This window comes from Candidatus Photodesmus anomalopis (genome assembly GCF_000731785.2).
Taxonomy (GTDB): Bacteria; Pseudomonadota; Gammaproteobacteria; order Enterobacterales; family Vibrionaceae; genus Vibrio; species Vibrio anomalopis.
On the sequence record NZ_JGVJ01000011.1, the window covers coordinates 31,984 to 46,743 of the forward strand.

Annotated in this window: 16 protein-coding genes; 9 read left to right on the top strand and 7 right to left on the bottom strand. The window is 30.2% G+C overall.

Annotation, left to right across the window (positions count from 1 at the left end; genetic code table 11):
- The first annotated feature begins 112 nt into the window (after positions 1 to 112).
- The 4 genes from def (at position 113) to CF66_RS02800 (ending at position 4,239) form a co-directional block, all read left to right on the top strand.
- On the top strand, positions 113 to 619 hold the full coding sequence (gene def / locus CF66_RS02785; protein WP_016504112.1) for a peptide deformylase: 507 nt from the start codon (positions 113 to 115) through the stop codon (positions 617 to 619).
- 58 nt (positions 620 to 677) lie between these two features.
- Entirely contained in the window at positions 678 to 1,625 is a 948-nt protein-coding gene (gene fmt, locus CF66_RS02790; RefSeq protein WP_016504113.1) for a methionyl-tRNA formyltransferase, read from the top strand.
- A 50-nt stretch (positions 1,626 to 1,675) separates the two neighbouring features.
- Positions 1,676 to 2,962, top strand: coding sequence for a 16S rRNA (cytosine(967)-C(5))-methyltransferase RsmB (rsmB, locus tag CF66_RS02795; protein ID WP_034411547.1), 1,287 nt, complete (start codon positions 1,676 to 1,678; stop codon positions 2,960 to 2,962).
- A 233-nt stretch (positions 2,963 to 3,195) separates the two neighbouring features.
- Positions 3,196 to 4,239 carry a DUF2066 domain-containing protein gene (locus tag CF66_RS02800; RefSeq protein WP_052541666.1) on the top strand — a complete coding sequence of 348 codons (1,044 nt, stop codon included), beginning with the start codon at positions 3,196 to 3,198 and terminating at the stop codon, positions 4,237 to 4,239.
- 297 nt (positions 4,240 to 4,536) lie between these two features.
- On the opposite strand, the gene fre is transcribed toward CF66_RS02800, so the two are convergent.
- From fre to trxA, 4 genes are all read right to left on the bottom strand, one after another.
- Positions 4,537 to 5,247 carry an NAD(P)H-flavin reductase gene (fre, locus tag CF66_RS02805; protein WP_016504116.1) on the bottom strand — a complete coding sequence of 237 codons (711 nt, stop codon included), beginning with the start codon at positions 5,245 to 5,247 and terminating at the stop codon, positions 4,537 to 4,539.
- 67 nt (positions 5,248 to 5,314) lie between these two features.
- Positions 5,315 to 7,174, bottom strand: a complete 1,860-nt coding sequence (locus CF66_RS02810; RefSeq protein ID WP_034411549.1) for a UbiD family decarboxylase — start codon at positions 7,172 to 7,174, stop codon at positions 5,315 to 5,317.
- 144 nt (positions 7,175 to 7,318) lie between these two features.
- Positions 7,319 to 8,575 carry a transcription termination factor Rho gene (gene rho, locus CF66_RS02815; RefSeq protein WP_016504118.1) on the bottom strand — a complete coding sequence of 419 codons (1,257 nt, stop codon included), beginning with the start codon at positions 8,573 to 8,575 and terminating at the stop codon, positions 7,319 to 7,321.
- A 180-nt stretch (positions 8,576 to 8,755) separates the two neighbouring features.
- On the bottom strand, positions 8,756 to 9,085 hold the full coding sequence (gene trxA / locus CF66_RS02820) for a thioredoxin TrxA (RefSeq protein WP_016504119.1): 330 nt from the start codon (positions 9,083 to 9,085) through the stop codon (positions 8,756 to 8,758).
- Between the two features lie 381 nt (positions 9,086 to 9,466).
- On the opposite strand from trxA, the gene rpmB reads away from it, so the two are divergent.
- From rpmB to CF66_RS02835, 3 genes are read left to right on the top strand one after another with little or no spacing between them, the layout of a single operon-like run.
- Positions 9,467 to 9,706: a 50S ribosomal protein L28 gene (gene rpmB / locus CF66_RS02825; RefSeq protein WP_016504120.1), complete on the top strand. Its 240-nt coding sequence runs from the start codon at positions 9,467 to 9,469 to the stop codon at positions 9,704 to 9,706.
- Positions 9,707 to 9,725: 19 nt separating this feature from the next.
- Positions 9,726 to 9,893: a 50S ribosomal protein L33 gene (gene rpmG / locus CF66_RS02830; protein ID WP_016504121.1), complete on the top strand. Its 168-nt coding sequence runs from the start codon at positions 9,726 to 9,728 to the stop codon at positions 9,891 to 9,893.
- Between the two features lie 58 nt (positions 9,894 to 9,951).
- Complete coding sequence (locus tag CF66_RS02835; RefSeq protein ID WP_016504122.1) at positions 9,952 to 10,368, top strand: hypothetical protein; 417 nt, start codon at positions 9,952 to 9,954, stop codon at positions 10,366 to 10,368.
- A 105-nt stretch (positions 10,369 to 10,473) separates the two neighbouring features.
- Here the strand turns inward: CF66_RS02835 and coaD are convergent, their stop codons facing one another.
- Positions 10,474 to 10,986, bottom strand: a complete 513-nt coding sequence (gene coaD / locus CF66_RS02840; protein WP_034411551.1) for a pantetheine-phosphate adenylyltransferase — start codon at positions 10,984 to 10,986, stop codon at positions 10,474 to 10,476.
- A 72-nt stretch (positions 10,987 to 11,058) separates the two neighbouring features.
- Here coaD and CF66_RS02845 point away from each other — a divergent pair, with 72 nt between their 5' ends.
- The gene (locus tag CF66_RS02845; protein WP_034411553.1) at positions 11,059 to 12,093 is read left to right on the top strand and encodes a glycosyltransferase family 9 protein; all 1,035 of its coding nucleotides are present in this window, start codon (positions 11,059 to 11,061) and stop codon (positions 12,091 to 12,093) included.
- Here the strand turns inward: CF66_RS02845 and CF66_RS02850 are convergent.
- Positions 12,053 to 12,856, bottom strand: coding sequence for a glycosyltransferase family 2 protein (locus CF66_RS02850; RefSeq protein ID WP_016504125.1), 804 nt, complete (start codon positions 12,854 to 12,856; stop codon positions 12,053 to 12,055). The two genes, CF66_RS02845 and CF66_RS02850, sit on opposite strands and share 41 nt — an antisense overlap.
- A complete protein-coding gene (locus CF66_RS02855; protein WP_034411555.1) occupies positions 12,832 to 13,902 on the bottom strand; it encodes a glycosyltransferase family 9 protein in 1,071 nt (356 codons plus the stop codon). The genes CF66_RS02850 and CF66_RS02855 overlap by 25 nt, the downstream gene beginning before the upstream one ends.
- Positions 13,903 to 14,004: 102 nt before the next feature.
- On the opposite strand from CF66_RS02855, the gene CF66_RS02860 reads away from it, so the two are divergent.
- The gene (locus CF66_RS02860) at positions 14,005 to 14,745 is read left to right on the top strand and encodes a 3-deoxy-D-manno-octulosonic acid kinase (protein WP_155993929.1); all 741 of its coding nucleotides are present in this window, start codon (positions 14,005 to 14,007) and stop codon (positions 14,743 to 14,745) included.
- Positions 14,746 to 14,760: the final 15 nt, after the last annotated feature.

Below are 14,760 nucleotides of genomic sequence, written 5' to 3' on the forward strand. Positions count from 1 at the left end.
ATACAAAAAACCTATCAATTACCGACATATATTGATAGTATTTCAAGAAACTTTTTAAAATATGAAAAATTTTTGGCAAAAAAAATAAAACAGTTAAAGTGTATTATAATTTATGTTAAAAGTATTATCTTTCCCAGATATTCGACTTCGTACTGTGGCTAAACCTGTTATAGAAGTTACCTTTGAGATAAAAGAAATTATTGATAGCATGATTCAAACAATGTATCAGAAACACGGTTTTGGTCTTGCTGCAACACAAGTAGATTTTCATCAACGCATTATTGTTATAGATGTTTCAGAAACGCAGAATAAACCCTTAGTGCTCATCAACCCTAAAATAATTGAAAAGCGTGGTGAAATTAGCATTGAAGAAGGCTGTCTTTCAATCCCTAAAATAACTGCTTTAATATCTCGTTCATCTGAAGTTACTATAAAAGCTATGAATAGAAATGGTGAAAAGTTTACTTTTAAAGCTCATGATTTATTAGCAGTTTGTATTCAACATGAATTAGATCATTTAGAAGGTAGACTATTTATAGATTATCTATCTCCTCTAAAACGTAACCGTGTTCTTAACAAGCTAAGAAAAATTAAACGATACCAATCTAAATTTAGTTAATACTTAATTCTTTATCTACTGTTTTAATTCATGTAGAAGAAAAGAAGGAAATTTTATTTTGATTCAACCATTAAAAATTATCTTTGCAGGCACTCCAACTTTTGCTACTCACCACCTAATTAGTCTGTTATCTTCAGAAAATAAAATTATTGCAGTATATACAAAACCAGACCGTCCATCAGGACGTGGTCAAAAAATAACTATAAATCCAATTAAAAATATAGCTTTAAAACATAATATTCCTGTTTATCAACCGGAAGATTTTAAGTCAGAACAAAATAGAAAACAAATAATAAGCCTAAATGCTGACTTGATAGTAGTAGTAGCATATGGACTATTACTCCCAAAGGTAATATTAGATTCACCAAAATTTGGCTGTATTAATGTTCATAGTTCTATATTACCTCTATGGCGCGGTGCTGCACCAATACAACGTTCAATTTTATCAGGTGATAAAAAAACTGGCATAAGTATAATAAAAATAGATACTGGATTAGATACTGGCGACATACTAAGAACTGCTACTTTACCAATAAAACCAAATGATACAAGTGCCTCTATGCATGAAAAACTAGCTCGATTAGGCTCAAAAACTTTATTAGATTTTTTGAAAAATACTAATATAGATAATGTGTTCCCACAAAAACAAAATGACAAACTAGCATGCTATGCTCAGAAATTAAATAAACAAGAAGCTAAAATCAATTGGAATCATGATGCAGAGTATATTGAACGAAGCATTCGCGCTTTTAATCCCTGGCCAGTCAGTTATTTTAATAACAATCATTGTAGCATTAAGGTATGGAAAAGCAGCGCGGTAAAAAGACATACTAACAAACCAGCAGGAACAATCGTACAATCAGATAAAACAGGCATATATGTTGCTACAGGTAATGGAACTTTAGTCCTTGAGTTGCTTCAAATTCCAAATAGAAAAATTATGAAAGTAGAAGATATTCTCAATTCTCGGGCAGATTGGTTTAAAATCAGCAAACAATTAAATTAAAAAACATCTTAGAAAGATGTCTATAATTAAAAAATTAAGGCATATATGCTATGAATGTTCGTGTTTTAGCTACAAGAATACTTTTTCAGGTATTAAATAAGGGCAACTCATTCACTCGTACTTTGAATGTAGCTAAAAATAATATTAAACCTAAAGATGAAGCTTTTTTAAAAGAACTTTGCTATGGTGTTTTTCGTTACTTGCTTCGCTTAGAATTAATTGCTAATTATTTAATTCATTACCCATTTAAAAGGACTGATAAACAAATCTTTTATTACCTTATCTTAGTTGGTATATATCAATTAAGTTTTATGCGTATTCCATGGCATGCAGCTGTGTATGAAACAGTTAAAAGTAGCAAAATCCTTGGTGCAAAAAATCTTAGCAGGTTAATTAATGCAATATTGCGCAACTACTTACGCAATAAAGATAAACTTGATGAGATGGCCATCACTGAGCATTCAGGAAAATACAATCACCCAAATTGGATTTTAGATAAACTTAAAAAAAACTATCCTAAAGAATGGCAATTCATTGTCGAAGCAAATAATAAAAAAGCACCTATGTGGTTACGTGTAAATAGACAATATCATACACGTAATGAATACTTAAATTTACTAGATGACTTAGGTATTCAGTATACTATTCATTCAATAGCTGATAATGCAATAAAATTAGCCTCAGCCTGTAAAGTAGATATACTCCCTGGTTTCAAAAAAGGATGGATATCTGTCCAAGATGCATCAGCACAGTTATCCGTTAATTATTTAAAACCTAAAGAAAATGAACTAATTTTAGATTGCTGTGCTGCACCTGGTGGTAAAACTACACATATTTTAGAATATACTAATACTGCTAAAGTAGTTGCACTTGATATTAATCCTACACGCTTAAATAATTTACATAACAATCTTGAACGACTAAAATTAAAAGCAAATGTAATTTGTGGTGATGCACGTTATCCAAAAAAATGGTGGAAAGGAGATAAATTCGATAAAATTTTGCTTGATGTTCCATGTTCATCAACTGGTGTAATCCGTCGACATCCAGATATAAAATGGCTACGTAATTCAAATGATATTGATACTTTATCGGAATTACAAAGCGAAATTATAGATGCGATGTGGCAGGAATTGAAGTCAGATGGAATTATGGTATATTCAACTTGCTCGGTTATTCCAGAAGAAAATAAATTACAAATAAAATCGTTTCTAGAACGTACTAAAAATGCAATATTAATAGGATCTAAAACCGATCATCCAGGCTATCAAATTCTTCCAGGAGATGAAGATATGGACGGTTTTTATTATGCAGTAGTAAAAAAAATAATGATATAAAACATTATTCATATATATATGCTAGGAACTGAGACCTTACTTGAGACAAGCAGAAGAAAACGGAAAAAATCTAAAAACTCATAAGTTACTCGATGAATTTCTCCATACTCGCTAGGTACCAGTATTTCTGTAATGCTTGCAATCAAAAATTGTTTTTACACCTATCACACAGAATTATTATCAGAAATATATCATATAATAATTTTTATTTCACTAACTAGAAGTACCAAAAAATGAATATGTATTTGCAAAAAAATCAAAAAAAACAAAGCAACAGAAATATTCTAAGTTTGACTGTACCTATTTTTCTACTAATGATGAATTTACCAATTCATGCAGTAACTAAAGTTAATTTATACTATACGGAAATTATAGCTAAAAAAAACCAAGAAAGTTTAGATGAACATCGCATTATCGGTATGAAAGAAGTTATTGTTCGTTCTTCTGGTGATAAAAAAGTACTGGATAATGAAATCATTCAAAATGCGATTAATAATAAGGCGTCTCAATATTTAACACATATTAGTTATTCTAAAAAAAATAAACATCAAAGCATCCAAATGTATTTCAGTGGAGAACATATTCGTTCATTATTTAGACAAGCCAAGATACCATTTTGGCAAGAAAATCGTGAAAATTTATTACTTTGGCTAGTCGAAAAATCAGATCACACCTATAAAATTTCCTGGGAATCTTCTGAAACACTACTATCAACTTCAATTAAAAACAATGCCAAAAAACGAGGACTTCCATTAATTTTTCCTATAGGAGATTTTAAAGATATTAATAATATTACAGTTTCTGATTTATGGGGAGGAATTTTAAAACCACTAAGCGTTGCTAGCCAACGTTATCAAACAGATACAGTCTTGGTTGTTATAAATAATAATAAAAATAATCTTAATTGGATTTTATACGATCAAAAAGCATCATCTATATCAAATTCTAATACTAAAATACCAATAACTGGAAAAAATTCAGGTGCTTTTGCTTATAAAGAAATGATAGATCAATTGAGTAATTATTACGCAAACAAAAACTCATTAACTCTAACAAACAAGTTATCAGAAACAATAAAAATAAGATTTACTAAGATGAAAAATCCTTTGGATATTTTCCAAATTGAACAACAACTAAAAAACTTAAACTCAGTAGCATTTGTAGATATATTAGAAATTCAAGGAGCATCAGCAATTTTTAATATTCACCTATTGTCTTCAAAAGAAAATTTTGAAAAAGAACTATCAAATATAGAATTGATAACAAAATTCATCTAACTACTTACATGCCTTATATTAACCTAGACTTGTAGGTACAGGGAATTAGCCTATGCTTCTTACGGAATAGCTAACTAAATATATACTCTTCCTCATAATACCTACAGCAGAAGTTTAGACTATATTTTACTCAATTCCAGTATAGATGTTTATTCTATCAGACTAGCTAAAGATGCTTGCCTTAGTCATTACCCTATCCAGTTCTAATTAGATCTAATCCAATCTAGTTGTTGTAAGACAAATACCTCCTCCCTCTTTTTTTATTTTTTTGAAAAAATTCATGCGGTAATTTAGTGTTTAAATAAAAGCATAAGCATCAGAATACATATGCATACTACTAGCCTGCTTATTTTGAATAAACCGGTCACGAGCAATGGTTGCCATTTCAAATCTACCTCCTATATAGATATCGTACTTTTCTAACGATTTAAAATCATTTTCAATGCCTTGGAGAAAACTTTCTATCTTTCCTTGCCAATTATCTATATTTTTAATCACTGAAATTAAATGAATGTTCGTATTTTTATTTTGAATAGCCATTATTTCTTTTTTAGCATACATTTGACTCGATTTTTCTATACCCAAATAAAAAAAAATTTTATTACTCTTATTTGCCATAATACAATGTTCAAAAATTGAACGTATATAACTAAAACCATTCCTATCAGCAATGAGAAGTACTTTTCGTTGGCTTTTTTCTCTTATCCAAGCCTGCCCATATGGACCATCAATATTTATATAAGCATCTCCCCTAAAAGCTTGCTTTATTGCTTTAATAGTTGACAAAGTATACATGTTATTCCTAGATGATTTGATATGTAATTCTAAAAGATTTTTGTAACGTAAAGGGCTGCTAGCTATAGAAAATACACGTTTATCTTCTTGTCCTATTTCAATTATTAAATACTGTCCTGCTTTAAAAGATAACTCTAACTCTGGACACAGTAAAATTCTATATACATTTCCTTCTAGTAACTGAATAAGAGTTACCTTACATTTATTAGACATTTCTTACCTAAAAACTAAAATGTTTAAGTCTTAGTATTGCACTTAATTTCTTTTATAAGAAAAGAAATTAACAATCTAGCTTAGCCCATATTTTATCTATTCGATCTACTACAGCAGAATCTTTTCGAATTGGTAAACCCCATTTTCTTGAAGTTTCATCTGAAAATTTATTAGTTGCATTAAGACAAAATCGCGAACTAAATTTTTTAAAAAAAATAACATCACGTGCAGGATCTAAACGTGTTGTTATTGCCCAAATAACATCATTCATATTACGAATATCTATATCTTCATCACAAATAATTAAAAACTTAATATTAATATATTTTTCGAATAAAGAAAAAACACCTTCTGCTATTTCTAAAATTTGCTTTGAAGAATATTTCTGCACAGATACGATTACTATTTGACTATAATTCTCCTCCATTAATATATAATAATTAACAATATTAGAGAATTGTTTTTGTATGATATGCATATGCTTCTCAAAAAAACATAAGTCTCCTGATGAATATTTATTTGGTTTTTTTTTAGAATTTGAGGATAATTCACCTTTCCATTTAATAGTTACATCCCAACCCATCTTAGAACCAAGACCGATGATTGGAGAAGAAAAATCAAGGGAATCAATAGGAGTACGTTCAATTATCAATATATCATGAATGGGTTCCATTCTCTCACTTATAGCTTGAACAATAGAGTTCCAATTACGAATATTTACATCTTCATCAAAAACAACAATAAACTTTGTATACATAAACTGACGCAAATAAGACCAAATCCCCATCATTATACGTCTAGGATGACCAGGATACTGCTTCTTTATGGCTATTAAAGCCAGTCGATAAGAACAAGCCTCCACTGGAAGATAAAAATCTTTAATCTCTGGAAATTGTTTTTGTATAATTGGAATAAATAGTTCATTTAACGCAACACCTAATACTGAAGGTTCATCTGGAGGACGACAGGTATAAGTACTATGATAAATTGGATTTCTTTGCATCGTAATATGAGTTATAGTGAAGACATGATGCCTTTCTTGTTCATTATAATAACCTGTATGATCTCCATAAGGACCTTCATTAGCTAATTCATTTGGATTAATGTAACCTTCTAATACAATCTCTGAATTAGCCGGAACCTTTAATTCATTACTAATAGACTTAACTACTTCAGTTCGTCTTCCACGAAGTAATCCAGAAAAAGCATATTCAGATAAATTATCAGGTATAGGGATTACTGCACTTAATATAGTTGCTGGATCAGCACCAAATACAACCGATACTGGAAATACTCTATCCGGATGGGCTTCCATCCAATCTCGGAAATCTAGTGCACCACCACGATGAGGTAACCAACGCATAATTATTTTATTTTTACTTAATTTTTGTTGACGATAGATTCCAAGGTTCTGCCGTTTTTTATTAGGACCTTTAGTTACAGTTAATCCCCAGGTTAAAAGCGGAGCTACATCACCTTTCCAAGAATTCATAATTGGAATTTTATCTAAATCAACTTCACTCCCTTTTAGAACAACCTGTTGACATAATCCTATACGAAGACACTTTACAGGCATATAAAACACCCGTTTTAAAATGATAAATTTATCTACTATATCTTTAAACCCTTGTGGAGGCTCAGGCTCTTTCAAATAGGCTAATACATTTCCTATTTCACGCAATCCTTTTAAATTTTCTTTCTTCATAACCATAGCTATACGCTCTGACGTACCAAATAAATTTGTCAAAACTGGGATATTATAACCAATAGGGTTTTCAAAAAGTAAAGCTGGTCCTCCAACAGAACGTAATATACGATCACTGATTTCAGTAATTTCATAGCGAGGATCAATAGGAAAAGAAATTCGTTTTAACTGGTTTTTTATTTCTAAATAATCAATAAAATCACGTAAACTTCTAAAACTCATAACCATTAGTACCCTATTATGTAGAAGGAATAACACTCAAAAACAAATTAAGAATTAATCTAAATTTTACAAATAGTTATTTACCTTTCTAATTATTCTAGATATAGGAACATCGGTTTTTAAATCTATTATTGTTATCGTTATTTAACGACGCATTGCATCAAAAAAATCATAATTTGTTTTTGTCATAGCAAGCTTATCAATTAAAAATTCCATTGCATCTATTTCATCCATTGGATGAACAATTTTTCGTAGAATCCACATCTTCTGTAACTCATCATTTTTAGTTAATAATTCTTCTCGACGAGTACCTGAACGATTGAAATCTATTGCTGGAAATACACGTTTTTCTGAAATTCTACGATTTAAATGTAATTCCATATTACCAGTACCTTTAAATTCTTCATAAATGACTTCATCCATCTTAGAACCGGTGTCTACTAAAGCCGTAGCAATGATAGTTAAACTACCGCCTTCTTCAACATTTCGAGCGGCACCAAAAAAACGCTTAGGACGATGTAAAGCATTTGCATCAACACCACCAGTTAACACCTTACCAGATGAAGGAACAACAGTATTATATGCACGAGCTAAACGAGTAATAGAATCAAGCAAAATAACTACATTTTTCTTATGCTCAACAAGACGTTTTGCTTTTTCAATTACCATTTCTGCTACTTGTATATGACGAGATGCAGGTTCATCAAATGTAGATGCAACAACCTCACCTTTAACCAAACGTTGCATTTCAGTAACTTCTTCTGGTCGCTCATCAATAAGCATAACCATCAATTCACACTCTGGATGATTGTAAGCAATACTTTGTGCAATATTTTGCAAAAGCATCGTCTTTCCAGCTTTGGGAGGAGCAACAATCAAACCTCGCTGTCCTTTACCAATTGGAGAGGCAAGATCTAATATTCTAGCTGTTATATCCTCAGTTGCACCATTTCCACGTTCCATCATCATACGTTCATTAGCATGCAATGGTGTAAGATTTTCAAATAAAATTTTATTGCGCGCATTATCAGGTTTATCCTGATTAACAGTATTAACTTTTAATAATGCAAAATAACGTTCACCATCTTTAGGTGGACGAATTTTACCAGCAATAGAATCACCTGTACGAAGATTGAAACGACGGATTTGACTAGGTGATACATAGATATCGTCAGGTCCTGCTAGATAAGAACTATCAGCACTACGTAAAAAACCAAAACCATCTTGAAGGATTTCCAGTACTCCATCACCAAAAATATCCTCACCAATTTTTGCATGCGCTTTTAAAATGGAAAAGATGATATCCTGCTTCCTTAGACGAGCCAAATTTTCAAGGCCTAAGCTCTCACCAAGCTTCACAAGCTCAGAAACAGGCCTGTTCTTCAATTCTGTTAGATTCATTGTAGTGGATATTTTTTTAGTCAAAATGCATCTGTTTTTTTCTAGTTTAATTTAAGGATTATATTTAGTTTCGGGAATGAGAAAGAAATGAAAATTCTTAATAAACGAAGCGACAAACTAGCATTAATTAATCTTCTAGTCTAGACTTTGATTCAAATCTGATAAATTAAGCATACTAAATCACTTCAAATAAGCATCTAAAAACTCTCTTAGCTGAGCTTTAGAAAGCGCACCTACTTTTGTTGCTATCACTTCACCAGATTTAAATAAAAGTAACGAGGGCACCCCACGAATTCCAAATTTAGTTGGCACAACGGGGTTTTGGTCAATGTTTAGTTTACCAACAGTTAACTTATCTGCATACTCAATCGAAATTTCGTCAATAATTGGTGAAATGCTCTTGCAAGGAGAACACCACTCAGCCCAAAAATCTACAAGAACGACTCCAGAAGCACTAATGACATTCAATTCGAAACTGTCATCAGTCAACTGCAAGATTTTTTTACTCATCTTTTTTCTCCAATATACCAATAAAAACAAGCTTAAAATTTTTTGAAGGAAGTAGTCAGAACAAACACCTACTTAAATTCCGCGTTAAATTGAAAGACTCTTAAAATAGTCACTTCCTATACTTTAATAAATCTAAGTTCTTAACTTTAGAACCATTATAGTATTAACCTATAAATTTGCAATTTAGTTTTTATTAATGATTCTAAATAGTGGATAAAAACAACAAAAACTGGTTTAAAAACATATCTAGAAAATAAGATAAATTGATGATGCTTAGTAAACTATTATTTAAACCTTGAGAAATTTATATAAAATTATTAGAATGGAATGGTTAGGAAGTTAGAATAAGTCTAACTAAAACTCATTTTTGGAGCTTAATTAATGTCTCGAATATGTCAAATAACTGGCAAACGTCCATTAACAGGTAATAATCGCTCGCATGCACGCAATGCTACTAAGCGTCGTTTTTTACCAAATCTACGAACTCATCGTTTCTGGGTAGATAGTGAGAAACGATTTATAAAACTACGATTAAGCAGCAAAGGTATGCGGATTATTGACAAGAAAGGCATCGATACAGTTCTTGCTGATATTCGGAATAAGAATAAGCATATTATTTAATTTTAAAAGGAATACGAAAATGGCTAAGAGTGCTCGAGAAAAAATTCGTCTAATTTCTTCTTCTGGAAGTGGGCATTTTTATACAACTGATAAAAATAAACGCAATTTTTCAGAAAAATTCAAAATAAGGAAGTTTGATCCAGTAATTCGTAAACATGTCATATATGAAGAAGCTAAAATTAAGTAATTTTAAGATATTTACACTTATCTACTTCTTTAAAAAATGAAAAAGGTTTTATTTTAATTTGCCTACTTATAACTCTTCTCGTCGTTGGAATAATATTCTTATCCTCGGTGTCACTTTTTTTATTACTGTTCTAAGTCTCCCTAACATTGTTAAAACTTATCTAAATGAAAATAAAACCGTATCTCACGCTAAACTTCTAAATCCAAATTTAGAACTTAAATCATTACATTTTCAACATTGGTCTTTAGACAAAATTCACGGAAATTGGATAATAAACCAAAATAAAACAGGTCATGTTAAAGCTGAACAATTAGCTGAACGATGGCAATCAATAATTGGTACTAAAATTAATCAGCAAACCTATAATGCGATTATTTCTTCATTAGATAATCCTAAAATAATAAAAGCATACTATTTTAATTCCAGAAATCCTCAAACAATTATATTTTACCAAAAAAAAAATTCTGCTTGCTAAAAAATTGGCAAGGGGAATGGATAGCTATCTCTGTTGATAAAGAATATCTATTCCCATTCCAATAATCTTTAGAGAAACACTAAACGAAAAAAGAATAAACCTATACTATCGACTAAGATGTTTATTTTTTTTAAATTTTGAATCTAAAGCTATAGCAACAACTTTAGGAACAAAAGCATAAACTTCACCACCATGAATGGCAATTTCACGTACTACGGTTGAAGATATACAAGTATATTGTTTTGATGCTGATAAAAAAATACCTTCAATTTCCGGAATAAAGTAACGATATACATTTATCAGATTAGACTCGTACTCAAAATCTACCACTCCTCTTAAACCACGAAGTAATATATTAACTCTCTCTTGTTTAATAAAGTCTATTATAAATCCAGAAAAACCTTTTAAACTTAAATTTGTAAAAGATTTCGTGGCTTCTTGAATCAAGTGAACACGCTCATCTAAAGTAAACATAGTATTTTTACTTGGATTCGATGCGACAGCAATAATAACTTCATCAAACATATCTGACGCACGCTTAACTATATCTAAGTGACCTTTAGTTATTGGATCAAAAGTACCTGGATAAATAACTCGAGAGAGTTGATTTTTACTCATAACACTATATGCTAAACTTATTCAATCATTATCCATTGATAATTTTTATATTATATATACCTATCTAAAAGAATGAAAAAACTATTAGTGATACGCAACGATAAAATTGGCGATTTTATGTTAGCTTGGCCAAGCTTTGCTATGTTAAAAATGACACTACCTGATTGGAAAATCATAGCATTAGTCCCTAATTATACAATAGAACTTGCTGAGTTATGTCCTTGGATTGATAAAATTTTATTAGAACCAACGCAAAATAAAATATTAACAACACTTAACTTAATTAAAGAAGAAAAAATTGATTATTCAATTAACTTCTTTTCAAATATCTACAATGCTATGCTAGTTTGGAAATCTGGAATACCATATCGCTTAGCACCAGCAACTAAAATCTCACAAATTTTCTATAACAAACGCCTTAAACAAAGACGCTCCCAATCAATTAAGCCTGAATTTCAATACAATTTAGATTTAGCACATGCGTTTTTGCAAGATATTAACCAACCTATTGTTGAACCTAATGCTCCATATCTGACTTTTTCACATAATCAATTAAAAAGACAAAAAAATAAATTAGTCAACCAACTTAACATATCAAAAGATAAGCCTTGGATATTTTTACATATAGGAACTGGAGGTTCAGCAAATAATTTATCACTAGAACAATATGCTCAACTTATTGACGGATTATATCAAGGACGAGAAATCATATTAACAGCAGGTCCAAAAGAAGAAGAACAAGCGAAATACCTTAAAACACTAGTGTTGGATAACAGTAATATATCTATTCTATACAATAAATATAATGGATTAATAGATTTCTCAATGTCAATAGCATGTTCTGATTTATTTATTTCTGGTTCAACAGGACCATTGCATATCGCTGGTGCAATTGATATCCCAACAGTTGGTTTTTTTCCAAGCAAGCGCTCGTCAACACCACTTCGTTGGAAACCGATAAATACAAAAGGGAATCATATTGCCTTTTATCCTCCTTATAGAGAAAAAAATAAAAGTAATAATGAAGATATGAGTAACATTAATATATTTAAAGTGTTAGAAAAGCTTAAAGTTTGGATTTTTCAACATAATTTGAATGGTTTTTAGAGGTTTGAATCCAAAGTTCAGCATATTTCAAAAAAGTTGAATAAGCAGATAATAAAGAAAGTAAAAAACCATGTTTTCCATCTAAAAAACCAACTTTCACTATGTACATCCTAATAAAACAACTAATAGCATGAAACACACCTTCACTAAGACTACCTTTCTTACCTAATTGTTTACGTTGTTCTGCCCAAGCTTTAGAGTAAGAAGCTGATTTAAGCAGATAATGATTTATATTTTTATAAGTATAATGAATAATATCTCCTGGCAAGTTTTCTATATTCATATTAGAAAAAACTTCGACTTTTTCATGCACCAATGAATTATTATACTGGGTTAGTTTAGTTGGATATAATCGTAATATTCGTTCAGGATGCCAACCACAGTGACGAATAAATCGACCAAATACCCAGCTTAAACGAGAACATCGGTATAACGTATTGGATTTATTTGAAAACATGACTTTTAATATGCTTCTTTTTAATTCTAATGTTACTCGTTCATCAGCATCAAGCCAAAATATATAATCTGATTTAACATAAGATTGAGCTAATCGACGTTGTTCTCCAAAACCAAGCCATACTTTATTTACAAAAAACTTCTTAGTATATCTTCTAGCAATTTCTTCAGTATTATCTGTACTACCAGAATCTAAAACAACAATTTCATCAACCCATTTATAAACGGTTTCTAAACATTCCTTTAAATGTCGTTCTTCATTTTTTACAATTAAAGCCACAGCTAGCGTAAATTGCTTCTTAAACATAATTTTTTATCTCGCGTTATAGCATCAAAAACTAAAACTACACTCTCTAAAGTAATAGATTGCATAATAGATGAACCTTTAACCCGAGTACTCCAGGGCAAATCATCAACTAAAACACCACGTTGTTTCTCTATAAAATATTTATATACACTAACAACATTTTTAATACTATTATATGGCCCTGTTCGTTCTGGATTACTATGCCCATACAAACCTATAACAGGTGTTCCCTGAGTAGTTGCTATATGTAAAGGCCCGGAATCTGGAGCCAATAATAATTCAGATTTAGCTAATAAAGCAGTTAATTGTTTTAAACTGGTCTTACCAACGAGATTTAATGCAGTATATTTCATAATAAGACATATTTCATCAGCTAAATCTCGTTCTTTCCTTTTATTTGATCCACATATAACAACCTGATAACCTTTTTTAATTACATAATCTGCGAATTTAGCATAACGATTTGGTAACCAATTACGTTCCTCTTTACTAGATGAAGGACAAATGATAATGGTTGGAAGGTTTTTAATAATATTATCAGCATAATGATGATGCATACAATTTATTGGTAATTTCCAACTTGGTTTTGAAGGTGGGACGCCTAAATATTCTATAAAAGAAAAAAAACTATCTAGAACATGCTTTGATTTTGTATCAGGATTTTTTTTATTTGTAAAAAGCCATTGACACTCTTTTGCACGTTTAAAGTTAAAACCAATTTTATATTTTGCTTTAATTCCAATAGTTAAAATACTAGATCTGATTGCTATTTGCATATGAATTAGCGCATCAAAATAATATCCTTTTAATTGTCTCCATACATTCCACATACCTTTTAATCCTGAATTTTTATCAAATACAATCAACTCAACATTTTCTAATTTATCCAACAGATCAAATTCAATTTTTCCAAGGATCCATACCACTTTTGTTTTTGGCCAATACTGTTGCAAAGCTTGAATAACAGCAACAGTATGACAAACATCACCAATAGACGAAAGTCTTAAAAAACAGACAGATGAAGGAGCTTTAGTAAAAAGAGACATTTATAATTAAATTCTTGTTAATAATTAAGTGCATACTTTACTAAATGTAAAGTAAAATTGAATATACCTATAACTTTAATTGTATTATCAAGAAATTTCACTATGATCAAAAAAATACAACATAAAAAAACAATTATTTGGTATGATGATATAATGATAAAAAATCCTTCTCACTCTTTATTTTCAAAAGAATATTGGGATTCTTATGAAAAAATCGTAGGAAGAACAATTGGACGAGGAACAACATGGTTTATAAAACTTTCTAAAACTCAAGCTGTACTTCGACACTATAACAGGGGAGGACTAGTAGGGAAATTAATCAAAGACTTGTATTTTTTTTCTAGCTGGGAAAAAACTCGAGTTTATCAAGAACTACAATTATTAAAAAAACTTACTAATCTTGGATTAAATGTTCCACGTCCATTTGCTGCTAGAGTGATAAAAAGAGGCTTTTTCTTATATCAAGCTGATTTGCTTTGCGAACGAATAGTAGATGCTAAGAATCTTGGCCAAATTCTAAAACATAAACCAATAACAGAAAATGTATATCAAAATATTGGTGCTGAGATTGCTAAATTACACAATGAACAAGTTAATCATTCTGATCTAAATATTTACAATATTTTACTTGATGATAAAGGGGAAATATGGCTTATTGATTTTGATAAATGTAATATAAAATCTAAGAATAAAAATAATAACTGGAAAAAAAACAACTTGTCTCGACTCAAGCGTTCTTTTATAAAAGAAACGAATAAAAGCAATATATACTGGAGAAAAGAAGATTTTTTATCAATAATGAAAGGATATAATAATACTTATAATTGTAATAAATTCTTTTGAAGAAAGAGTTGACCA